General features: G+C 28.8%; 17 protein-coding genes. 4 read left to right on the top strand and 13 right to left on the bottom strand.

All coding sequences use genetic code 11. The features are described 5' to 3' along the window. Window positions 1–36 precede the first annotated feature (36 nt). Window positions 37–1,116, bottom strand: coding sequence for a BMP family lipoprotein (locus tag TEGL_RS09785; protein ID WP_018590984.1), 1,080 nt, complete (start codon window positions 1,114–1,116; stop codon window positions 37–39). A gap of 238 nt (window positions 1,117–1,354) precedes the next feature. Here TEGL_RS09785 and TEGL_RS09780 point away from each other — a divergent pair, with 238 nt between their 5' ends. The 3 genes from TEGL_RS09780 (at window position 1,355) to TEGL_RS09770 (ending at window position 4,530) form a co-directional block, all read left to right on the top strand. After that, the gene (locus TEGL_RS09780; RefSeq protein ID WP_018590985.1) at window positions 1,355–2,362 is read left to right on the top strand and encodes an LCP family protein; all 1,008 of its coding nucleotides are present in this window, start codon (window positions 1,355–1,357) and stop codon (window positions 2,360–2,362) included. 53 nt (window positions 2,363–2,415) lie between these two features. After that, on the top strand, window positions 2,416–3,393 hold the full coding sequence (locus tag TEGL_RS09775; RefSeq protein ID WP_018590986.1) for an LCP family protein: 978 nt from the start codon (window positions 2,416–2,418) through the stop codon (window positions 3,391–3,393). 102 nt (window positions 3,394–3,495) lie between these two features. Further along, complete coding sequence (locus tag TEGL_RS09770; RefSeq protein ID WP_018590987.1) at window positions 3,496–4,530, top strand: ABC transporter substrate-binding protein; 1,035 nt, start codon at window positions 3,496–3,498, stop codon at window positions 4,528–4,530. A gap of 74 nt (window positions 4,531–4,604) precedes the next feature. On the opposite strand, the gene TEGL_RS09765 is transcribed toward TEGL_RS09770, so the two are convergent. The 12 genes from TEGL_RS09765 to TEGL_RS09710 form a co-directional block, all read right to left on the bottom strand. Next, window positions 4,605–8,102 (bottom strand): FAD-dependent oxidoreductase, encoded by a 3,498-nt coding sequence (locus TEGL_RS09765; protein WP_018590988.1) that lies wholly within the window; start codon window positions 8,100–8,102, stop codon window positions 4,605–4,607. 17 nt (window positions 8,103–8,119) lie between these two features. Next, window positions 8,120–9,868: an NADH-quinone oxidoreductase subunit NuoF gene (locus TEGL_RS09760; protein WP_018590989.1), complete on the bottom strand. Its 1,749-nt coding sequence runs from the start codon at window positions 9,866–9,868 to the stop codon at window positions 8,120–8,122. Between the two features lie 14 nt (window positions 9,869–9,882). Beyond that, window positions 9,883–10,392, bottom strand: coding sequence for an NADH-quinone oxidoreductase subunit NuoE (gene nuoE / locus TEGL_RS09755; protein ID WP_018590990.1), 510 nt, complete (start codon window positions 10,390–10,392; stop codon window positions 9,883–9,885). 601 nt (window positions 10,393–10,993) lie between these two features. Next, window positions 10,994–11,860, bottom strand: coding sequence for a hypothetical protein (locus TEGL_RS09750; protein WP_018590991.1), 867 nt, complete (start codon window positions 11,858–11,860; stop codon window positions 10,994–10,996). Between the two features lie 104 nt (window positions 11,861–11,964). After that, window positions 11,965–12,666, bottom strand: coding sequence for a DUF554 domain-containing protein (locus TEGL_RS09745; RefSeq protein ID WP_018590992.1), 702 nt, complete (start codon window positions 12,664–12,666; stop codon window positions 11,965–11,967). A gap of 43 nt (window positions 12,667–12,709) precedes the next feature. Further along, window positions 12,710–13,810: an SIR2 family protein gene (locus TEGL_RS09740; protein ID WP_018590993.1), complete on the bottom strand. Its 1,101-nt coding sequence runs from the start codon at window positions 13,808–13,810 to the stop codon at window positions 12,710–12,712. Between the two features lie 81 nt (window positions 13,811–13,891). Beyond that, window positions 13,892–15,172, bottom strand: a complete 1,281-nt coding sequence (locus TEGL_RS09735) for an aminotransferase class I/II-fold pyridoxal phosphate-dependent enzyme (protein ID WP_018590994.1) — start codon at window positions 15,170–15,172, stop codon at window positions 13,892–13,894. A gap of 150 nt (window positions 15,173–15,322) precedes the next feature. Continuing rightward, window positions 15,323–15,571, bottom strand: a complete 249-nt coding sequence (hfq, locus tag TEGL_RS09730) for an RNA chaperone Hfq (protein ID WP_018590995.1) — start codon at window positions 15,569–15,571, stop codon at window positions 15,323–15,325. A gap of 67 nt (window positions 15,572–15,638) precedes the next feature. Continuing rightward, entirely contained in the window at window positions 15,639–16,580 is a 942-nt protein-coding gene (gene miaA, locus TEGL_RS09725) for a tRNA (adenosine(37)-N6)-dimethylallyltransferase MiaA (protein ID WP_018590996.1), read from the bottom strand. A 12-nt stretch (window positions 16,581–16,592) separates the two neighbouring features. Beyond that, complete coding sequence (mutL, locus tag TEGL_RS09720; protein WP_018590997.1) at window positions 16,593–18,575, bottom strand: DNA mismatch repair endonuclease MutL; 1,983 nt, start codon at window positions 18,573–18,575, stop codon at window positions 16,593–16,595. Between the two features lie 33 nt (window positions 18,576–18,608). Then, window positions 18,609–21,452, bottom strand: coding sequence for a DNA mismatch repair protein MutS (mutS, locus tag TEGL_RS09715; protein ID WP_018590998.1), 2,844 nt, complete (start codon window positions 21,450–21,452; stop codon window positions 18,609–18,611). Between the two features lie 612 nt (window positions 21,453–22,064). Beyond that, entirely contained in the window at window positions 22,065–23,336 is a 1,272-nt protein-coding gene (locus TEGL_RS09710) for a lactate racemase domain-containing protein (RefSeq protein WP_018591000.1), read from the bottom strand. Between the two features lie 122 nt (window positions 23,337–23,458). Here TEGL_RS09710 and TEGL_RS09705 point away from each other — a divergent pair, with 122 nt between their 5' ends. Next, on the top strand, window positions 23,459–24,070 hold the full coding sequence (locus tag TEGL_RS09705) for an NUDIX hydrolase (protein ID WP_018591001.1): 612 nt from the start codon (window positions 23,459–23,461) through the stop codon (window positions 24,068–24,070). Window positions 24,071–24,450: the final 380 nt, after the last annotated feature.

Genomic DNA, 24,450 nt, shown 5'->3' with positions numbered 1-24,450 from the left:
AAGAACTGACTTTTTACTTATTTATAAAAAATATATTTATTTTACTACTTTTACAGATACAACACTAACATTTAAATCTGTTGCTTTTTTAACATCGTCTTTTTGAAGTTTTATTTTTCCATCTGCTAAATCTTTGTAAACTTTATCGTAATCTTCTTTTGTGAATTTCTCAAACTTAGATGTTTCCATAGGAAGCATAACACCATCTTTTTCAGCACCAAGAACTAAAGATTGTCCTCCTGGGAACTTATCATTATAATAGTCATCTAAAGTTTGTTTTACTGCTGATGATAAACCTTTCATTGCAGAAGTTATTACTGTATCGGACTCACTACTTTGGTCAACATCAACACCTATAACTTTTTTACCTTCTATTGATTCTGCAGCAGACATTACAGAGTTTCCTACAGCACCACCACATGCAAATATTACTTCAGTTCCATCAGTATACCAAGATGAGGCTAATGTTTGTACTTCTGGTGTAGCATCAAATCCACCAGTATAATGGTATTTAATATCTACTTTATCTAATTTTAACTCTTTTGCTGCAGCGTCAGCACCTTGTACAAAACCATATCCAAAACGAGTTACAGCAGGTACCGCCATTCCACCCATAAATCCAAGTTTTGTATACCCTTCTTTAACAGCTGCATAACCTGCCAAGTAACCAGATTGTTCTTCTGCAAATACTATACCAACAGTATTTTTATTTGTTTTGTAATCTTTCATATCTTTATCATGTGGATTACCATCTATTAATATGAAGTGTACATCTGGGTATTTGTCTTGAGCTATGTATATAGGCTCTTCAAATAAATATCCTGGAGTAACTACTACTTTTGCACCACCTTTAACAGCTAACTCTATAGCTGCTAAATATGCATCTGTAGATTGTTCTGTTGGCTTGTAATATTCATGAGTGATATTGTGTTCTTTAGCGTAAGCTTCTATTCCCTCCCAAGTACCTTGGTTAAATGATTTGTCATCAATTGTTCCTATATCAGTTATCATTGCAATTTCTTTACCTTCACTACTAGTTTCATTTGACGAAGAACTACACGCAACTAAACCAAGTCCTAGGACACAGGATAGTAAAATAGATAAGATCTTTTTCATTCCTTATTTTCCCCCTATTATTTTTTTGACTTATAGTCAATATAATTATATTCCATTTTTTACCAATATGAAAGCGATTACCTATATTTTGTTAAATAACTTTGTTTAATATAATAAAAATTTAAAACGTCTAAAAATGTAGTTTATTGGAAAAAAATTCAATTACTTCTTGCCCTAACATACTTGAGTTGGTATAATTTTTACTATAAATAAATATAATCAGATTGGGTGATGGAAAATGTCAAAATACAAAAAAATTATTATTTGTATAATATCCCTTATTATCATAATACCAGTGTCGGTATATGGATATTTACAATACAAACTGAAAGATGTAACAGTATCATCAACTTACAAGTCTAAAATTAAAGAAGTTGATGGTATAACAAATATTTTATTACTGGGAACTGATGGTAGAAAAGATGAAACTGCCTTTAGAACAGATTCTATGATTATTCTTACTGTTGATAATAATAATAAAAATATTAAACTTACTTCTTTAGCAAGAGACACTTATGTAGATATACCAGGAAAAGGCAAAGGGAAATTAAATACTGCATATTTTTGGGGAAAGGAAAATCTTTTATTTGAAACAATTGAGAATGAATTTGGTATAGGTCTAGATAAATATGTTATTGTTGACTTTACTTCTTTAATGGATATTATTTATGCTTTAGACGGTGTAGAAATAGATGTTAAACAATCAGAAATAAATGAAGTAAATAGATTTATTCCAGAATGCTATAAATTCTGTAAAAATCCTAACAAAGGAGAAATGAAATTAATAGAATCACCAGGTAAACAAACATTAAATGGTTATCAAGCTTTATCTTATAGCCGTATTAGAAAAGCGGATAGTGCCATACTTAGAGATGGTAGACAAAGAAAAGTTATTAATGCTGTAATGAAAAAATACCAAGATGTGTCTTTTACAAAATATCCACAGTTAATAGATGCTATAATTCCATATGTTAAAACAAATTTAACATCTAATGAAATTACTAGTCTTGCACTTACAGGACATAATATTTTAGCTGGAAAATCACTTAAAACAACTTTAAAAGAAGGTGAATTCCCTATTACAGATGAAATACATTCAAAAGGTGGAATATATGGCAATTCAGGTTGGGTATGGCTATATGATACTAACTCCACATGTGTATTAAGAGATTTTATATACAAAAACATAGACATGAATAATAATGAATATTTAAAAAACAATAGTAATATCTCTTTAAATTATTAAAAATTTATATTTGAAATTTCTTTGAAACTTTGAATATATAAAGGAGTGTAAATATGTCTCGTGGGAAAAAAATTGTCATAGCTTTAGTTTTAGTACTTTTATTATTACCAATGGCTGTTTTCGGTTTTCTCTATTATAGAATAAATAATGTAAATACTGACCAACAAGTCGAGGGAGTTACCAACATATTATTACTGGGAACTGATGGTAGAGAAAATGAAAGCGCCTACAGATCTGACTGCATGATGATCCTTACTATTGATAATACACACAAAAGTGTAAAATTAACTTCTTTAGCCCGTGATACATATGTTGAAATACCAGGAGAAGGCAAGGGTAAGCTTAATGCATCCTACTTTTGGGGTAAAGAGCAGTTATTATTTAAAACTATAAAAAGTGAATTTGGAATAGAAATTGATAAATTTATTCAAATTGATTTTGAAGGATTAATGGATGTAATCACAAAACTTGGAGGAGTGGAAGTAGATATTTCTAAAAAAGAAATGAAAGCTGTAAATAAGTTAATACCTTCCACATATGAATCTTATAACAATCCTGACAAAGGTGAAATGAAGTTAATTTCAAGTTCTGGTGTACAAACATTAACAGGTTATCAAGCTATATCTTATTGTAGAATTAGAGATATAGATAGCGCCATTTATAGAGATGGAAGGCAAAGAAAAGTTATTATGGGAGTAGCATCAAAATTAAAAGGTCTTTCTTTATCTGAATATCCAAAATTAATAAAATCTTTACTTCCATGTGTAAGTACTAATATGGGATCTATTGAATTATTAAATCTCGGAACATCAGCTTATAAAATCTTATCTAAAGATGGTACAATAAAACAGGGACAATTCCCTATTATAGATGAAGTACACTCTAAAGGCGGAAAATATAAAGATGCTGGTTGGGTTTGGCTATATGATAAAAATTCAGTAGTAGTTTTAAAACAATTTATTTTTGATGATATACCAATGGAAAACAATAAATATTTAAGTGAAACAAATAAAATAGAACTAAATGATTAAATATTTTAGAGAACATATATAATATATGTTCTCTTTTTTTGTAACATAAATATACCCTATCAAATATAATATATTATCGTTAATTTATAGGGGGATATATATATGCATAAAAAGATTATTGCTCTTGCAAGTGCTCTTTCTTTAGGGGCGTGCTGTCTTACTGGCTGTGCTTCAAATAACCAGTCTACAAAGGATAAAGAGTTAGATAAGGTTACTATAGCAGAAGTAACACACTCTGTTTTCTATGCACCTCAATACGCAGCAATTACAAAAGGTTTTTTTGAAGAAGAAGGAATTAAAGTAGATTTAATAGATGCACAAGGTGCAGATAAAACTATGGCTGCTTTAATTTCTGGTGAAGCTGATATAGGTCTTATGGGTCCTGAAGCTTCTATATACGTTTATAAACAAGGTAGCGATGATTATGCTATTAACTTTGCACAATTAACAAAAAGAGACGGAAGTTTTATAGTGTCTAGAGAGAAAAATGATAATTTTACTTATAAAGATTTAGAAGGAAAAGAAATTCTAGGTGGAAGAGCTGGCGGAGTTCCTCTAATGACATTGGAATACTTACTAAAAAATCAAGGTTTAAATATTGGTGAAAAAACATCAAAAAATCAAGTGAACGTTCGTACAGATGTGCAATTTGGTGTAATGGCTGGAGCATTTGCTGCTGGTGAGGCTGATTATACTACTGCATTTGAACCTACAGCAACTCAGTTGGTAAAAGAAGGTGCAGGTTATATTGTATCATCTGTTGGCAGAGATGCTGGTGAAATACCTTTTACTTGTTACAGTGCTACTAAATCATATATGGATAAGAATTCAGACTTAGTACAAAGATTTACTAATGCCCTATATAAAGGTCAAAAATGGGTTCAACAAGCTTCTGACAAAGAAGTAGCTAAGGCTATGCAACCATTCTTTGAAGATACTTCTTTAGAAGATTTGGAAATTGTTGCACAAAAGTATAAAGAAATAGATGCGTGGTCATCAGATCCTCTTCTAAAAGAAGATAGTTTAAATAGATTAATGGATGTTATGATTGAAGGCGGAGAATTGAACGAGAAAGTACCATATGACTCAGTAGTAACTACAACTTATGCTGAAAATGCTATTAAAAACGTAAAATAATTAAATTAAATAATTAAAATACAAGAGCCACCCTGTCAAAGGGTGGCTCCATTATTTATATAGAACAATCAATATTATTTTACTTGTTTAGGTAATCTTTCATTTATAATATTCATTAAATTGTCAGTACAATCATGAACATTTACAAATTCACCATCATTTACTACTACAAATTTAGCATCAACTGGAGTTAATACATTTCCATATATTTCTCCAAGTTTTGCATATTTATATTTTGGTAGAACGTCTTCCATTTCAACGCTTATATCAGCAGTATCTCTATAGTTAAAGTCTACTTCATATACATGAGCTATTTCAGCTGCAACTTCATAATTAGATAGTATATTTTCATCTATAGCTGCATTTACGCTTTGAATTCTTCTTTCTGTGTTAGTAAATGTTCCATTTACTGAAGCTGATCCAGTACTTGGTATAATAACATCAGCTATATCACAAGTTTCAGTCATATGAGTATCTAAAACCATTAAGAATTCTAAATTACATAAATTAACATTAGGGTTTTCACCAAAGCATAGAAGTCCTTTAACACCTTCCATAGCCTCTGCTCCAGATTTTATTCCCATGTCAACTAGTCCTTGAGAATTATTTTTAGCTTTTATTTGAAGTACACCATCTCTAGGTGAACCTATATGTCCTGAAAGTAGAGCAATATTTCCTATCATAGTAGCAACTTCAACTGAAACTACATTTTGTTGGAATACAAGCATTGCTTTTTTAGCTGATGCATAAGCATTTGCTATTTCATTTATTTCATCTCTTACAGAAACATTATCTATTGAAGCTTTAAATTCTTCAAAATTATCTATTGAAGAAACTTTACCAATTTCTATTAATGCCTTAGCCATTTCTTTAACAGCACTTAAGTCATTTTCCACATATACAACTTTTGAAGCAAAATCAAAGTTACTTACTTCATATTCTTTAGGATTTATAACATATACTTTTGCTCCTTGTTCAGCAGCTTGTTTTAACTTAAGTTGAATTACTGGGTTATTTTCCATAACAAATCCAAAAGTAACTATTACATTTGTAGCTAATAATTCATCAATTGTATTAGGAGAAGCATCTAATCCTAAAACTTTTTCTAGTCCACTTTCTACATTATTAAAGCAAAGTGTTTTTGCACCCATAGTGTCTGCTAATTTTTTCATTACATAAGCTTCTTCATTTGTAAATCTATCTGATATGGCAACAGCCACAGCATATTTGCCATATTTAGCAGCTATACTTTCAGCTTTCTTCGCAGTAAGCACTAGAGCTTCATGATAATCAGCATCTCTAAATCCATCTTCACATTTTATAAGTGGATTAGTTAATTTGCCTTCTAAAACTGAACAATCAAATCCCCATTTACCCTTACCACATAGAAGTCCTCTATTTACCGGACCTTCTTTATCTGGGTTAGATTTAATTAACATATCTCCATATGATTCTAAATGTAGAGAACATCCTACTGAACAGAATGAGCATGTTGTATCTGTAACATCTGTTGCAAGTGGAACTTCTTTTACTACACTTTGTCTTTCTTGAAGCGCTCCTGTTGGACAAACACTTACACATTGACCACAAGACATACATCCAGACTCTGCTAAAGGTTTTTCAAGTGATGGTTTAACGACAGTATCAAATCCCCTGTCAACAAGCCCTAAAGCTCCAACACCCATAACTTCATCACAAACTCTTACACAAAGTCCACAAAGTATACACTTGTTAGGGTCTCTTACTATAAATGGATGATCATCTTCAAATTCTATTACATTTTTATCTCCAGCAAGTCTTTCTGGATGAACATCATACTGATTAGCATAATCTATTAACTTACATTCAAAGTAATCATGACATCCACATTCTAAACATCTAGAAGCTTCGTTTACTGCTTGTTCTTCATCATATCCGAATACTACTTCAGTAAAGTTATCTTTTCGCTCTTCTGCTTCTAATTGATCCATAACTGGTCTACACATTCTTTCTCTATCTTCAAATGTTTTCTCAGTTATATCAAATCTTTCAACAACAAATGGTTTTTCATATTTTAATACTTCACCATTTAAATAAGCATCTATAGAATCTGATACTTTTCTAGCATCTGCTATAGCTTCTACAGCTATTGATATCTTATCGTTACCACAGTCTCCACCAGCAAATACACCTGGCATACTAGTCATAAATGTATCTTTATCGTAAGCTATGGCATTTTTTCTAGTCTTATCCATTCCTTCAAATTTAGAAGCATCTACTGCTTGACCTATAGCTAGAATCATTGTATCTATATCTATAGTTTCAGTTTTTCCTTCAACTGGCACTGGTTTTCTTCTGCCTGATGCATCAGCTTCACCAAGTTCCATAACTTGAAGTACTACTTGTTTTACTTTCCCATTCTCGTCTGCAATAACTTCTATAGGGTTAGTTAAGTTTTTGAAGATTACTCCTTCTTCTTCAGCTTCAACTATTTCTACCATGTCAGCTGGCATTTCATTTTTAGTTCTTCTATATATATTATAAACTTTTTTAGCTCCTAGTCTTACAGCAGTTCTACAAGCATCCATTGCAGTATTACCACCACCAACTATAGCTACATTTTCACCAAGTTTTATTTCTTCATTTCTAACAACTTTTCTTAGGAAGTCTATACCACCTATAACACCTTCACTATCTTCACCTTTACATCTAACTCCAGTAGATACCCAAGCGCCTATTCCAAGAAGTACAGCATCGTAGTCTGCTTTTATAGTCTCAAAAGGTATATCCACGCCAACTTTAGTATTAGGTATCATTTTAACACCCATACTTTCGATTAATGCTATTTCTTCATCTAATACAGCTTTTGGAAGTCTGTACTCTGGTATACCATAACGAAGCATACCTCCAAGCTTAGGCATAGATTCAATTATAGTTACACTATGACCCATTTGTCTTAAGAAATATGCAGCAGATAGACCCATTGGTCCACCACCTATTATAGCAACACTCTTACCAGTTTCTTCTGATATTTCTGGTATAAATGGATTTTCACTTTCTAAATCTTTATCAGCTGCAAATCTTTTTAACCAAGCAATAGATACTGGTTCTTCAACAAGTTTTCTTCTACAATTTTCTTCACATGGATGAGGACATACTCTACCAATAGCAGCTGGTAGTGGTATTCTATCTTTTATTAATTCAATAGCTGCATCATATTCTCCATTTGCTATTAAGCCCACATATCCTTGGCAATCAGTACCTGCAGGACATGCTAGAACACATGGAGGTCTACAATCTCCCACGTGATTAGATAGTAATAACTCTAAATTTGTTTTTCTTGACTCTATAACTCTACTTGTATTAGTTTTTATTATCATATTAGGTGATATTTCTGTAGCGCAAGCCTTCACCATTTTTGGCATTCCTTCTATTTCAACTACACATAAACCACATGAACCATATATTTTAGTTCTTTCATCGTAGCATAGAGTAGGAATGAAAACATCATTTTCTCTTGCAACTTCAAGAATTGTTTGACCTGGTAATCCAAATACTTCTTTTCCGTCTATATTTAATCTGAATTTATTCATATTATCATCCTCCTCCCCTAGTCTCTAACTATTGCGCCGAATTTACAAGTTTCTTCGCACTTACCACATTTTATACATTTATCGTGATCTATTACATGCATTTTTTTCTTTTCACCTGATATAGCTTCAACTGGACATTTCTTAGCACAAGCTGTACATCCTTTACAATCTTCAGTTATATTAAATGAAATTAAAGCTTTACATGACTTAGCTGTACATTTTTTATTATAGATATGATCTTCATACTCATTTCTAAAATATTTAATAGTTGTAAGAACTGGGTTAGGAGCAGTTTGACCAAGCCCACACATAGAACCATCTTTTATTTTTACGGCTAATTCTTCAAGAAGCTCTATATCTCCATCCTTACCTTCGCCTTTAGTGATTCTTTCTAGTATTTCAAGCATTCTCTTAGTTCCTACTCTACAATAGTTACATTTACCGCAAGATTCTTTTCTAGTGAAATCTAGGAAATATCTTGCCATATCAACCATACATGTAGTTTCGTCCATTACAATCATACCACCAGAACCAACAATAGCCCCAGTTTTGTTTATATTTTCATAATCAACAGGAGTTTCTATTAAAGCAGATGGTATACATCCACCAGATGGTCCACCCATTTGAACAGCCTTAAATGCTTTGTCTTTTTTGATTCCTCCACCTATTCCAAATATAACCTCTTTTAGTGGAAGACCCATAGGAACTTCAACTAATCCGCCTTTTTTAATTTTACCTGCAAGGGCAAATACTTTTGTGCCTTTACTCTTGTCAGTTCCCATTGCACCAAATGCAGCTCCACCGTTTACTATTATCCAAGCAACATTTGCATAAGTTTCAACGTTATTTATATTTGTAGGTTTTTGCCAATATCCTTTTTGAGCTGGGAATGGTGGTTTTAGTCTAGGCATTCCTCTCTCTCCTTCAAGAGAAGCTATAAGTGCAGTCTCTTCACCACAAACGAATGCTCCAGCACCAGCTTTTATTCTTAAATCAAAATCAAATCCTGATCCAAATATATTTTTACCAAGAAAACCTTTTTCTCTAGCTTGAGCCATAGCTATTTCAAGTCTATGTATAGCAAGAGGATACTCAGCTCTAACATAAATAACACCTTCAGTGGCACCCATTGCATATCCACCTATAATCATACCTTCTATAAGTGAATGAGGGTCACCTTCTAGAACAGATCTATCCATAAATGCACCAGGGTCACCTTCGTCTGCATTACATACTATGTATTTTTGATCTGCTTTATTTTGTAAGGCAGCATTCCACTTAAACCAAGTTGGAAATCCTGCGCCTCCTCTACCTCTAAGTCCTGAAACTTTTATTTCTTCTATTACATCTTCTTGTGTCATTGAAGTTACAACTTTTTTAGTAGCTTCATATCCACCTACTGCAACATATTCTTCTATTTTTTCAGGATTTATTAAACCACAGTTTCTAAGTACAACTCTTTGTTGTTTTTCTATAAATAATTTATCTTCATCTGATATTTCTAAATCAGTAGCTATTTCCCCATTAACAAGATGTTTTTCTACTATTTCTAAAACACATTCTGGTTTTACTTTTACATATCTTGTCATAACTTCGTTGTCGTCATATACATCTACAATTGGTTCTAAGTAACAAGTACCTACACAACCAGTAATATCAACCTTAATATTTAGGTTTTTTTCTTCTATAAGTCTCTCAAATTCTGCTGCTGTCTTTTTTGCTCCAGTTGCGACACCGCAACTACCTTGACCGATTATAACTTTCATTACTTTTCACCCCCCTATGATCTTTCTCTAATTTCTGTTAATATTTCTTTAACAGAATCTTTAGTTAAGTTTCCATAAGTTTCATCACCATCTGCGCTTTTAACCATCATAACAGGTGCTAATGAACAACATCCTAAACATGCAACATTATTTAATGTAAATTTTCCATCTTCTGTTGTTTCACCATCTTGAATATTTAAAAATTCACAAACAGCTTCTTCAATCATTTCAGATCCATTTACATGGCATGCAGTTCCTTGACATAACATTATTAAATACTTTCCTATTGGTTGCAATCTAAATTGCGCATAGAATGTGGCAACACCATATATTTTGGCAGTTTTTATTCCTGTTGCCTCTGAAATATAATTCATGGCATTAATTGAAATATATCCATAAATATCTTGAGTTTTTTGTAAAATAGTTATCAAACTTCCAGGTACTTTGGCATATTTGTCTAATACGGGATCAAGCTCTTTGAAGTCTTGACATTTATCAGTCCCGCAACAGCATTTTTCACTCATTTAATTTACCCCCTATTTAAAAATTGTATCTTTATTAGGTATATGTACTACTACTAATAATATTAGCAAAAAAAGGAAATTATAGCAAACATAAAACTTATAATTTTGTTATTTATTTAACCATTTTCTCAGTTTTTGTATCTATTGTTCAAGTATTTTTTTTATTATGCTTTATTATCAGAATTTTTTGTAAAAATAAGAATGTAATTAATATATAATTTATAATAAGAATTAACAATATTATTCTTTTTAGTAATTAATTATTTTAATCAATGTCCATAATGGTTTATATAGAAACTTAATATAAATAAATAAAAACGCTGTATTTACTTTTATTTTTTTTGTATCTTAAGCATTTCAACTTTAATTATTATTATATTAAATAAAATATTTACTTTTAGTAATTATTATAAATAATTATATACATTAATATTAATGTCATATTAGCTTAAGTACATATTAGTTATTTTAACAATATAACTAACTTACACATCTATTTATTAATTAAATTAACTAAATAAAATATTAACCTAATTTACAAAAGTTTTTTGAATTTTTAAAATATATAAAAAGCTTCTACTTATTAAGTAGAAGCTTTTTTCTATGCATTTTCAAAAGTATATATAGCATCGATTCTAGTTATAAATATACTATCATTTTTACAACCTATATATTTTGCATACTTTTTAACTTTTTCTTTTGCAGTGTCAATATCACCAACACCTATATCCATTAATTCTTTTATATACATATCCATTAAAAAACTTTTATATTCTTTTAAATCAAATCCTAAATATGATGCTAGACTTTCGATTTCACCAGAAAAATCACCATCTTCTTTGATAAGAAACTCATAAACTTCTTTTCTATATGGATTTGACATTATTATCTTTTGTACTACCTTGCATCCATCTAGCTTGCTAATAAATCCATCTTTGTAATTATTAAAAAGAGCATTTGACTGTCTAATAGATTTTTTGTCTATATAAGAATTAACTTCTGTTACACCGTTATCTATTAATGCATCTAAAACAGCAAGATGTACACTAAAACAATCTTCATAAAGATATTCGCAAAGCTTAGATATGATTGGTTTAATATCAAACAACTTAATATTTTTTTTATTTTTAGAATTAGACAAATCTCTAGTTACATTATTAAAAAGTCTTTCAAAGTCTAAATATTTATTGCAATATAGCTCTTTAAATAAATTAAAGTCAATCGTTATAATATTATATCCAACAAGAGTTTCTACACCTTTTCTTATTACTTCATAAACTAAATTTTGACCATATTCTAAGTGCTTTTCACTAATATGTCTAGTATTTGTTACACTGTCTAAACAATAATCCATAAATTGTTTAGAACACTCATTTCCATACAACTTAAAATTTTTTCTAATTGTGTTATACTCATCTCTTTTTTCATCAAATTTTATTATTGCGCCGTTTATATCAAAAGTTATCATTTAGTTTCCCCTCCTAGAAATCAAATATTAATTCATTTTATTACTAAATATTTGATTTTAAGAGTTATATTCCTTCCAAATAAATAATTTGTCTAAAACTTCTTCTAAATAATGTTGAAAATTCCCATAATTATAGGAATAAACATAGCTGGTAGCATATTTGCAACTTTTATATCACATACTTTAATCATATTTAATCCCATAGCCATAATTAACAAACTTCCTACACAAGTCATATATGTTATAACATTGGTACTTAGTATATTTGATAAACCAGAAGCTCCTAGTGTAATTATTCCTTCATATAAAAAAACTGCTATGCTTGATAATAATACTCCTACTCCCATTGATGCAGCAAAAAATATTGAAGAAATTCCATCTAATACTGCTTTTGCAAGTAATATTGAATTATCATTTGAAAGCCCACTTTGAATAGAACCAACTACAGCCATAGCTCCTACACAAAACAATAAACTAGAAGAAACAAAGCCTTTTGATATTTTATTTTCTTCACCTGAACCTGATATATTTTTTTTAGATAGTTGTCCATCTAAATATGATCCTAATTTATTTAACAAATTGTCTATATCAATTAATTCACCTATGATTATACCAATAGTCATAGAAATTATAACATATAATGGATTGTCTCCTTTTAGTGCCCCAGAGATACCCATATATATAACTACTAGTGCTAATCCATCCATAATAGATTTGTCTAATCGTTTAGGTATTCCTTTATTTATTATTAAACCTAGTATTCCTCCACAAACTATAGCTAAACTATTTACTATTACTCCAAACATTTTTATTCCCCCTAATATTTTTAATACTATATTTTAGCACTTTTTATGATCCATTATTATTTTTTATAAGACTTATATATTTATTAGGATTCATGGCAAAATCCTGAAAAGAATCTTTAGTAAAAATGATATGTTCACCCAAAAACCTTTTATATCTCATTTCTTCCTTTTTTAAGGCCGATGTTAATTTATCTTCATGATTATTAAATACGATTATCTTTAAAGGATTTTTATTTCTACTTGTTTGAACCCTTTTTAACATATATTTAATATGAATATCAGCTTCTGGAAATGAATATCCACAAAAGATAATCAGGTCAGCTTTTCTTAACGAAGCCTCTGCTTTGTTCCATACACTACTTAGATAAACATTAGACATGTTCTTAAAATATGTAGGTGGAACTATTATTGGGATTGTACGCTCATTACAATTTAAACAAGTAGCTTCATCTTGATTATTTAAAATCCTCATTACACCACCTTCATATGGTGTAAGTGTTAAACTTGAACATATGGGGCAATATAGCCAATTTAGTGAACCATGTACTTTATACAGTTTTATAGTTTTTCCACAAGGCCTTTTCCAAGAACTATTCTTAAAATTAAAATTGGCAAAATCCACTCCATAATCTAGCATTACAGGCATTTTTTCTTTATTATACAATTTAGAAATTGTATTATCTATATGAATATCATAGTTTGCACTTATAAAAGTAGTATTTAGCAATTGACCATCTTTCATTAAATTATTTAATAATAATTCATGATACTTATTACTTGATTTTACCGCATTATTAATTGAATTTGCTGTTAATAATACTAAATATTGTCGCAAAAGATTAATCGAGCTACTTCTGTTATTATAAGTATCTGTTCCAAAATTTTTAAAGGATTCTCTTCTTTGTTCTGCCATATCTAAAATACCAAGTACTTCCTCAAATGTTGGGAAATTAACCTTATCTATATCGTCTAGTAGCACATCAATATTAAACATTTCTTTAAAAAACTCTCTAAGATTTGTATTCATTTTGCTATATGGATGCAAAGGAAGACTGTTCTTAAAATAATTAGAAAATAATTCATTTTGTATAGGTAAATTTTCTGCTGCAGAAGCTCCCGCTCCTAAAAAAATACATATTTCCATATAATTAAAACACCCTCTATCCCTTAATATATAAAAAAGCCTTAATACAATTATATATTAAGACTTTTTTTAATTATTATACTATTTATTTATTTTTTTAATATATTCTACTGCTTTTAATGTTCCCATTTTTGAGTGATCAAATGTAAGTCCACCTTGGAAGTAAACATTGAATGGTGGTCTTATTGGTGCATCAGCACTAAGTTCTATTGATGAACCTTGAATAAAAGCACCTGCAGCCATTATTACTTCATCTTCATATCCTGGCATTGCCCATGGTTCAGGTTTTACATAAGAGTCCACAGGAGCTGCAGCTTGTACACCTTGACAGAATGCTATAACTTCCTCTGCATTTTTAAGTCTTACCACTTGTATAATATCACTTCTTAAATCATCATATTTCGGAAGTACATCGTATCCTAATTTTTCAAACATTCTAGCACAGTATATTGCACCCATTACAGCTTGTGATGTAACATATGGGGCCATGAAAAATCCTTGTAGTACATTTCTTGTAGTTCCAAATGTTAAACCACATTCTTTTCCTATACCTGGTGTAGTTAATCTATAAGATACCATTTCAACTAAATCTTTTCTACCTGCTATGTAGCCACCAGTTAAAGCAAGTCCTCCACCTGGGTTTTTAATTAAAGAACCAGCCATAATATCAGCGCCTACTTCGGTAGGTTCTTTTGTATCTAAGAATTCACCATAACAGTTATCTACCATAACTATTAAGTCTTTATTAACTGATTTAACCACTTCTATAGCTTCTTTTATATCTTCTATTGATAAAGATTTTCTCCAAGAATATCCTTTTGATCTTTGTATCATTACTAGTTTAGTTTTTTCATTTATTTTTTTCTTAACACCTTCTAAGTCAATATTACCATCTGGTAAAAAATCCACATCTTGGTATGTAACTCCAAATTCTTTAAGAGATCCTTTTTCTTCTCTTATACCTATTACGCCTTGTAATGTATCATATGGCTTTTCTGTTATTGATAATATTTCATCTCCTGGTCTAACTATACCTTGGATACATAAACTTAATGCATGAGTTCCATTTACTATTATTGGTCTAACTAAAGCATCTTCTGCTCCAAACACTTCTGCAAATATTTCTTCTATTTTTTCACGACCAATATCATTGTATCCATATCCTGTTGTCCAGTTAAAATGGTTATCACTTAAATGAGCTCTTTGCATAGCCCTTAACACTTTATATTGGTTAAATTCCCTTATTTGTTTTATTTTTTCAAATTGATCTTTTATATCTTTCATTACTTCATTAGATAAATCAAAAGTTTCATCATCTAATCCGTAATATTCTTTTAATAAATCACTTGTCTCTTTAAGCACTTCATCTCACCTATTTTCTTTTATTTGTCACTTTAAAAAGTTTATCATAGTAAAAATTTAAGTTCAAGATTTAAAGGAAAATAATTAAAAAAGGTACTTATATTAACCTATAATTTTTGTAGGTTAGTATAAGTACCTTTTATCTTTAAATTACTTTGTATTATTTTGGTTTGTGTTTTGTATATTTATGCTTTTGCCTGGTACTATTGTTGAAACTGCATGTTTATAAATTAGGTTTTGTTGTTTATTTTCTCCCTCTATTAATACTATATAACTGTCAAATCCTTTTACATAGCCTTTAACTTGAACACCATTCATTAAATATATTGTTACAGGTACTCTTTCTTTTCTAGCATTATTTAAAAATAGATCTTGTAAATTTAAAGCAGTATTTTTCATTAACAATATCCTCCCGACTAAATTATATTATATAAACTCTTTCTCTATAAACAATTATATTATAATATTATACACTTTTAGATACATTTTCAATAAAGTTCATAATATCTTCTTTAAGTAATTCCATATTGTCATACTTTTCTAAGTCAAACCATTCACTATCTTTATATCTTTTAAACCAAGTTATTTGTCTTTTGGCATATCTTCTTGAATCTCTTTTAATTATCTCTACAGCTTCCTCTAAAGTGTATTCACCTTCTAGATATTTAACTATTTCTTTATAACCTATTCCTTGCATAGAAATTAAGTTTTTGTCATATCCCATATCTAGTAATTTTTTAACTTCTTCAATTAATCCTGCTTCCATCATAATATCTACTCTTTTGTTTATTCTATTATAAAGAATTTCTCTATGACGATTTAGTACTATTATTATTGGTAAGTAGTCTTCATTGTATTTTAAATCATTGGAGAAGTCTTGCATTTTCTTTCCATCTAAACATACCTCTAAAGCTCTTATAACCCTTTTAGTGTTGTTTTTATGTATTCTAGAAGCAGCCTCACTATCTAGTGATTTTAACTTATCATGCATATAGTCTATGCCTTTTTCACTAAGTTCTTCTTCTAATTCTTCTCTTATCTTAGAGTTACTATTGGACTTTGCAAAATCCATGTTGTAAATTAATGAATTAAGGTATAACCCTGTACCACCTGTTACCAGTACATTTTTCCCTTTATTAGCTACTTCTTTTATATATTTATTTGCTCTATCTTGAAACTCTGAAACAGAAAAAGGAAAATCTGGCTTAACTTCATCTATCATATGATGTGTTACCCCATCCATTTCTTCTTTTGTAACTTTAGCACTTCCTATATCCATATATTCATATATTTGCATAGAGTCAGCTGAAATAATTTCTGCATTTAAGTCCTTGGCTAACTCTATTGATAAAGCCGTTTTCCCAACGGCCGTAGGTCCTGTTAAGATGATAAGTGGTATTTTCTTCATAACAATCCTTTCTTACATAATTCTTTTAAACATTTTTTCAATTTCTTTTTTTGATATTTCAACTATGGTAGGTCTTCCGTGAGGACACGTAAATGGATTCTCACATAATTCCATTTGAGATAGAAGCTTTTTCATTTCCATAGTATGAATAATATCATTTGCTTTTATAGCAGCTCTACATGCCATTGAGGCAAATTTGTCTCCTTTTAAATCATAGCTATTTTTTAAATCCTCTATATTATCAATAATTTGAAGGATAAATTTCTCACTTTCAGGGTTACCAAAAATAGTAGGTACACCTCTTATCATAATGTGATTATTTCCAAATAGCTCAATTTCAAAACCAAAATTCAAAAACAAGTCAATATTTGATTCTACCTTCAACATATCTACATTTGATATTTCTACTACTATAGGATCTAATAACATTTGCATATCTATTTTGTGACTTTTGAATTTTTTCATATATTCTTCATAAAGTACTTTTTCGTGAGCTGCATGTTGATCTAATAAGTACATGGAATTATTTTTTTCAAGTACAATATAAGTGTTAAGTATACTTCCCACAACTCTAAAATCAGTAATGGAAAATCTATTTTCATTTTTTATAGGATTTTCTTCCTTAATTATTTCAACATCATTACTTTTACTATCAACATTGCTCAAAGATTCTAGTTCATCAAAAGTAAATGATTTACTAAGGTCAATATTACCATCTATAAAGTATTCACCTTTTTTATTTTCTAAAGGTTGAAGCTTAATATCTTCTTTTTTATCAGAACTACTTAAACTTTCCTTATATTCTTTTTTATTATTTTCCTTATTTAAAGCCTCTTCAAAAGACATAAATTTATTGTCATCATCTATTTTTTCTATTGGCGTAGTTTTATTTATTTCATTTGAAATTATAGTATTTAAAGTTTCTTCTTTTTTTTCTAAATATACTTCTTTATTTTCACTTATAACAGGTTTTCTATCGTAGTTTTCATATTTACCAATTAAAGCAGTATTTAATAACTTTCTTTTTAATAAATCTCTAATTTCTATATATAAATCTTTGTCATTTTCAAACTTAATTTCCATTTTCGTAGGATGAATATTAACATCTATTTTTGCAGGATTAATATCAATATTTAAAAAACATACACCATGTTTATTAATTGGTATAATACTTTTGTATGCTTCATTTATGGAATCTAATATTATTTTACTTTTTACAAATCTATTATTTATGTAAATGTGCTGCAAGTTTTTATTTGAACGATAAATATTGTTATTCCCTATATATCCTGAAATATTGCAATATTCGCATTTTCCATCAATTTCAATTAAATTTTCAACTATTTCTTTTCCATAAATGCTTCTAATAACAGAAAGAAGCTTTCCATCACCTGGTGTATTTAACATTAACTTTCCATTATTTATATATTTAAATTGTATATGTGTATTTCCTATAGCTAGTTTATTAATTAAATCACTTATATTTATAGTTTCTGCATGTGTGGATTTTAAGAACTTTTGTCTAGCAGGAGTATTAAAAAATAAATCTTTTATAATAATAGTCGTTCCATTCTTTGTTCCCACAGGCTCTTTTAAAATTTCTTTTCCACCTTCTAAAATAACTTTTGTTCCAATGGGTTCTTCCTTGGTTTTTGTAATCATTTCCAAACGAGATACAGACGATATGGAAGCTAAAGCTTCGCCTCTAAAACCTAAAGAATATAAGTCATACAAGTCATCAATTTCTTTTATTTTACTAGTAGCGTGTCTTAAAAATGATTTGTCTACTTGGCTGGATAAAATTCCACTTCCATTATCTGTTATTCTTATTTGTTTTTTTCCTCCATCGATTATGTCTATAACTATTTGTGTAGAATTAGCATCTATGGAGTTTTCTATTAATTCTTTAGTAACAGAAGAAGGTCTTTCGACTACTTCTCCTGCTGCTATTTTATTTATTGTTATATCATCTAGTATATTTATTTTCTTTGACATAATATCCCTCCAAAGAATTTATTTTTGTGGGCGCTATTTCTTTGCTTTCTTTTGAAGATTGAAAAGTGCGTTCATTGCATCTAATGGTGTCATACTTAATATATCTAAACCTTTTATTTCCTCTAATATATCATCATCTTTAACTACATCAAAAGATATTTGGTCCTCACTTAGCGCTACTTCTTTATTTGCTATATTATCCAAATTTTCTCTTTGCAGTTTTTCATATTCAACATTTAACTTTTCATAATCTTTTTTAAGCTTTTTATAAGTCTTTTTTAAGCTTTCTTTTTCAAGTTTTAAATGTTCATTCTCATTTTTAAAGTTGCTATCTTCCAGTTTTTTTAGTTCCAATTCTAAGTTTAATGTTGAATCTTTTCCATTAGAACATTTGTTCCCTATATCTAAATTGGCATCTTCATTATTAGCTCCTCCATTTATGGCGTAGCCGTTATATATATGATTTTTTTCTAAATCCTTTAAAATTTCTGATGATCTATTAATAACTTCGTCAGGAAGCTTAGCAAGTTTAGCAACATAGATACCATAACTTTTATCTGCTGCTTGATCTATTATTTTTCTAAGGAAAATTATATTTTCTCCATCATCTTTAACAGCAATAGAGTAGTTTTTTACTTCATCAAATTCATTTTCCAATTCAGTTAATTCGTGATAATGAGTTGCAAATAAAGTCTTACATTTAATATATTTTTCTATATATTCAACTATGGACCAAGCTAAACTTATACCGTCATAAGTGGATGTACCCCTACCTATTTCATCTAGTATAACTAAACTTTTATCTGTTGCATTTTTTAATATATGAGAAACCTCGCTCATTTCCACCATAAATGTTGATTGACCTTGTGATAAGTCATCGCTTGCACCTACTCTAGTAAATATCCTATCAGAAATTGGAATATTTGCGTATTCTGCTGGCACAAATGACCCCATATGTGCCATTAAACAAATTATGGCTGTTTGTCTCATATATGTAGATTTACCAGACATATTAGGCCCTGTAATTATATTTATAATATTTTCACCACTATTTAAATAAGTATCATTTGGAACGAAGTTTTCTTCTCCCACTATATTTTCAATTACTGGGTGACGTCCATTTTTTATATCCAGTTTATTATCATTGTTAATACTGGGCTTAACATAGTTATTAATATGAGCAACTGTAGCAAATGAAGTAAATACATCTATATTTCCTATTATTTTAGCCACATTTTGAATTCTATCAATATTGTTATAAATAGTTTGTCTAATTTTTACAAAAATTTCATATTCCAATGATTTTATTTTTTCCTCAGCATGTAGGATTTTATCTTCTATTTCTTTTAATTCTTCTGTTATAAATCTTTCTGCATTACTTAAAGTTTGCTTTCTTATATATCTACCTTCCAAATCTAAGTTTGCAAGATTTACTTTAGTTATTTCTATATAATAACCAAAAACCTTATTAAATCCTATTTTAAGTGATTTAACTCCTGTTTTTTCTCTTTCACGATTTTCTATATCTTTTATCATGAAAGCTCCATTTTTTGAAATATCTCTAAGTTCTCTTAATTCTTCGTTATAAGATGATTTTATTATATTCCCGTCTTTAATTGTAATACTAGGTTCTTCTATAATAGATTCATTTATTAACTCATAAATGTCTTTTAAGTCTTCCATATTATCTATATATTTTTTTATAGTATCTCCATCACAAGAGTTTATTCTATCACTTAAAAGCGGAAGCTTTTCTATGGAATTTTTCAAGTTAATCATTTCTTTGGGACTTACTTTTTCAAAAGCAATCTTTCCACAAATTCTTTCTATGTCGTAGACATTTTTTAATATATCTATTAAATCTTCTCTTAATGAAAAATCTTCTTTTATTTCCTCAATAACATCTAGTCTTTCATCTATCTTCTTTTTATTAACTAAAGGTTCTTCCACATATTTTCTAAGAAGTCTACCTCCCATGGCAGTTGACGTTTTATCTAATACATGCAGTAATGATCCCTTTTTCTTAGAACCCCTAATTGTTTGAGTTAACTCAAGATTTATTCTAGTAAACATATCAAGAACCATATATTCCATTGGATTATATATGGTTATTACATTTATATTTGATGTTATTTGTTTTTGAGTATTATATATATAATTAAGAAGTATGCATAAACTAGTTTTTATTAAATTGTCATTATCAAACCTTAAACTTCTTAAATAGTCTTCACTGAAATATTCACTTAATATTTTTGTATTTAAATAATCTTCATCAAAATTTTCGTTTATATAAATATTACTCATTGTAGCAATATTTTTTAAATTATCTTTGAAGCTTAAATCATTTAATATTATTTCCGAAGGACTAACCTTTGCTATTTCTTCAATAACTTTATCTTTCGCTATACAAGTTGCATTTGTTTCCCCCGTACTTATATCCACATAAGAAAGACCTATTTTATCATTTACTTTATATAAAGACATAAGGTAATTATTTTTCTTGTTTTCAAGCAAGCTTCCTTCTAACACAGTCCCTGGTGTAACTACTTGAATTACTTCTCTTTTTACTATACCCTTTACACTTTGAGGGTCTTCCATTTGCTCCCCAATAGCAACTTTATATCCTGCTTCTACTAATTTCGATATATATGAAGCGGCAGCATGAAAGGGAATACCACACATAGGTGCTCTCTCTTCTAAACCGCAAGATTTTCCTGTTAACGCTATTTCTAGTACTTTCGATGCCACGATAGCATCTTCAAAGAACATTTCGTAAAAATCACCTAATCTGAAAAACAATATACAATCAGGATATTTATCCTTGCATTCAAAGTATTGTTTCATCATAGGAGTAAGTTTATTTCTGTCAATCTCCATCTTTCTACCTCCTCATCTTTAGTTATTATATCATATAACACAATTTATATGTTATCTATAAAAATATTGAATTTATTATAAATTTTTATTAATATTGCGTTATTTTATTGGATTTTTTTGCCTCTAACAATAAAATAATAATTAATGTAAATATTATTTATTAATAGTTTTAAAGTAGGGCGGGGTTATTTAAATAGTGATACTGTTTGTTATACTTTTTCAGATAGGTAATAATAGTAGAAGGCTTTATAATTCTATTATGCATTTTAATCGTAGACAGATGTTTTTTAATAAGAACAAAAAATAAATAGCTATTTATTTTTGCAAATAAATAGCTATTTGAATATTATTATATTATAATATCATTTAATATATAATGTATTGAAGTTTATACTAGACCTTATTTGTTACTCTTTAAAATTTTATTAAGAGATAATCCTGCTGCTCCTCCAATTATAACAAAAGCTGTTGCCATAAATATCCAAGCTGTAGTAGTCATACTATCCACTCCTTTTTATTTTATTATATTATATAGTGGATTAATATTTCGTATATTAACAGCATCTTAACGGATTTTACAATAATTTAATATTTTAATATACTTTTAACATTTTATATGATGAAATTACCATTATCATCAAATTTTATTTCAAAATAACTTCCCTTAACCTCAACCATTTTATCTTCACTTATACTTTTGTATGCTTCTTTACTCATATATATTTCATTCAAATTTTTAGTATTTTCTATGATAACTAACTTAATATCTTTGAAGTTTAAAATACCGCAGGTTTTAGCGCAAGCTTTAAATACATATTTATCATTTTCTAAAACCATAGGAAGCTTAATACTATTTGGCTCTGTGGAAGTTATAGCATTTAAATATGTACTTTCAAACTCAATATTATTATAAAACTTTTCACTTATAAAGTCTGCTAAACCCATTCCATTAGCATTTCCATTTGAACTACTATTTAGATTTAATACACCTATTTTTGTTATATTCGGACCTCCTGATGCAGCTTTAGTATGATATCTTCCTATAATATTCGTATCCATACCAGTACCACTTATGTTTTTACCAATTTCTTTTACTATTAATACATCTATATTATCTAAATATAATTTTCCCATTAGCTCTTTTGATTTTTCTAATAATAAAGGTTCTTTTATAAGAATTTCATCCTTATTTAATATATTTATATGAGCTACATTATCATAAGCATTTTCTACCGAACCAACTCCAAACAGTATATTTAATTTAGATAGAGACACTTTAGCCGACTCTAAAATATTTTCAGCCATTTTTTCAAATCTTAAAGAGTGAGTAATATCTGCACCTTTTCTTTTTCCCAGTCCTATGGCAAGCATTTTAACTAGACCGCTTTCATATTCCCCTCTAAAAGAAGTATGTGCCTTTATTCTGTTTACAAGTATTATCCCATGGGCATAAAAAGCATTTTTATCAATATAAACGGGTAAGCCTTTGATTGTTCTTCCTATTTCTACAACTTCCATGGAAGACTTTATTTCACATCCCATATTTTCTTCTGTAATACCTAATTTTTCGAGAATATGCTTTTGCCCTTTTGCATCGCCTCCACCATGACTCCCCATGGCTGGAACAATAAATGGAATGCCACCTTCGTTTTTTACAAAATCAACTATGGTTTTCATTATAATTTTATAGTTACTAATTCCTCTACTTCCCCCAGTTATAGCTACAGTTTTTCCCTTTTTTATTTTATTCTTAAAGTTTCCTTCATTTAATAATCTTTTTATTTCTTCTTCCACGTTATTTATACTAGTTTTATCGAATATTTGTTTTACTTTTATAATTTCAGGAAGTTTTATTTCTTCTAATATATTATTAATTTTATTCATCAAATCCCCCATTAACTAAGTATTATTATTTTAGTATAGCATAAATTTTTTTAATATCTTTAACTCTATAATGTTATTATAGTATTATATTAATAATATATTTAATTTTAGGAGGCTTTATTTTGAAAGACATAATTGACAAATTTAATAATTATCAGCCCTATATAAATGGTTATGAAAACATGAAACGTGCTTCTGTATTAATACCCCTAGTAAAAGAAAATGGAAAATACTCTATCTTGTTTGAACTAAGATCAAGAAAAATGAGGCGTCAGCCTGGAGAAATCTCCTTTCCTGGAGGAAGAATTGAAAAAAATGAAACCCCAAAAGAAGCTTGTATAAGAGAAACTTGCGAAGAAATAGGAATTAATGAAGATAACATTAATATTATATCTCCCTTAGATATTTATGTATCACATGCAAATTTAATAATCCATCCTTACTTAGGTGAAATTAAAGACATAAAAAACTTAAATATTAATAAGGATGAAGTGGATCATATATTTTTAGTCCCTATTGATTATTTAATAAATTACGATGCAAATATTTATACAAATGATGTAAAAGTCGTTCCAAATGAAAATTTTCCTTATGAAAAAATACCTAATAAAGAAAAATATGAATTTGCTATGGGCGAATATCCTGTTTGGTTTTATGAATATAAGGACTATGTTATTTGGGGTATAACTGCTAGGATTTTGGAGAACTTTTTAAATTTTATAAAAACTAATTAAAGTCTCATAAATATTATGGGACTTATTTTATGCTTTGATATAAACATAAACTATCTAACCATCGTACTTTAGTTTCAGATCCTATTAGAACACATATATAATCTTTTTAGTCTAGCTCTTAAAGGATAACTAAATGAATATTTAATTTCATCACAACTTTTTCTATAAATAATATTTTTATCACCTGAATCAAGTAAACAAACATTTGTAGCTTGAATATCATCTAAATCTCTTAAAAATATAACATTTAAATATAAATTATCTAACTAAAGGCGTAGCCTCTTTAAAATTTTCTTTACTGTTTATTAACATTAGTATAAAAAGTTATAATTAAAGAAACTTAATAGATACAAATAAAAAGGCGCAAAATTTAATAATTT

The sequence above is a fragment of the Terrisporobacter glycolicus ATCC 14880 = DSM 1288 genome (genome assembly GCF_036812735.1).
In the GTDB taxonomy this organism is placed as follows: Bacteria; Bacillota; Clostridia; order Peptostreptococcales; family Peptostreptococcaceae; genus Terrisporobacter; species Terrisporobacter glycolicus.
This window is presented reverse-complemented; position numbering and strand designations above follow the sequence as displayed.

Excerpts from the sequence above, each read along its gene's own strand:
- TEGL_RS09785 (WP_018590984.1), bottom strand. The coding sequence starts at position 1,116 with ATGAAAAAGATCTTATCTATTTTACTATCCTGTGTCCTAGGACTTGGT.
- TEGL_RS09780 (WP_018590985.1), top strand. The coding sequence starts at position 1,355 with ATGTCAAAATACAAAAAAATTATTATTTGTATAATATCCCTTATTATC.
- TEGL_RS09775 (WP_018590986.1), top strand. The coding sequence starts at position 2,416 with ATGTCTCGTGGGAAAAAAATTGTCATAGCTTTAGTTTTAGTACTTTTA.
- TEGL_RS09770 (WP_018590987.1), top strand. The coding sequence starts at position 3,496 with ATGCATAAAAAGATTATTGCTCTTGCAAGTGCTCTTTCTTTAGGGGCG.
- TEGL_RS09765 (WP_018590988.1), bottom strand. The coding sequence starts at position 8,102 with ATGAATAAATTCAGATTAAATATAGACGGAAAAGAAGTATTTGGATTA.
- TEGL_RS09760 (WP_018590989.1), bottom strand. The coding sequence starts at position 9,868 with ATGAAAGTTATAATCGGTCAAGGTAGTTGCGGTGTCGCAACTGGAGCA.
- nuoE (WP_018590990.1), bottom strand. The coding sequence starts at position 10,392 with ATGAGTGAAAAATGCTGTTGCGGGACTGATAAATGTCAAGACTTCAAA.
- TEGL_RS09750 (WP_018590991.1), bottom strand. The coding sequence starts at position 11,860 with ATGATAACTTTTGATATAAACGGCGCAATAATAAAATTTGATGAAAAA.
- TEGL_RS09745 (WP_018590992.1), bottom strand. The coding sequence starts at position 12,666 with ATGTTTGGAGTAATAGTAAATAGTTTAGCTATAGTTTGTGGAGGAATA.
- TEGL_RS09740 (WP_018590993.1), bottom strand. The coding sequence starts at position 13,810 with ATGGAAATATGTATTTTTTTAGGAGCGGGAGCTTCTGCAGCAGAAAAT.
- hfq (WP_018590995.1), bottom strand. The coding sequence starts at position 15,571 with ATGAAAAATACTGCTTTAAATTTACAAGATCTATTTTTAAATAATGCT.
- miaA (WP_018590996.1), bottom strand. The coding sequence starts at position 16,580 with ATGAAGAAAATACCACTTATCATCTTAACAGGACCTACGGCCGTTGGG.
- mutL (WP_018590997.1), bottom strand. The coding sequence starts at position 18,575 with ATGTCAAAGAAAATAAATATACTAGATGATATAACAATAAATAAAATA.
- mutS (WP_018590998.1), bottom strand. The coding sequence starts at position 21,452 with ATGGAGATTGACAGAAATAAACTTACTCCTATGATGAAACAATACTTT.
- TEGL_RS09710 (WP_018591000.1), bottom strand. The coding sequence starts at position 23,336 with ATGAATAAAATTAATAATATATTAGAAGAAATAAAACTTCCTGAAATT.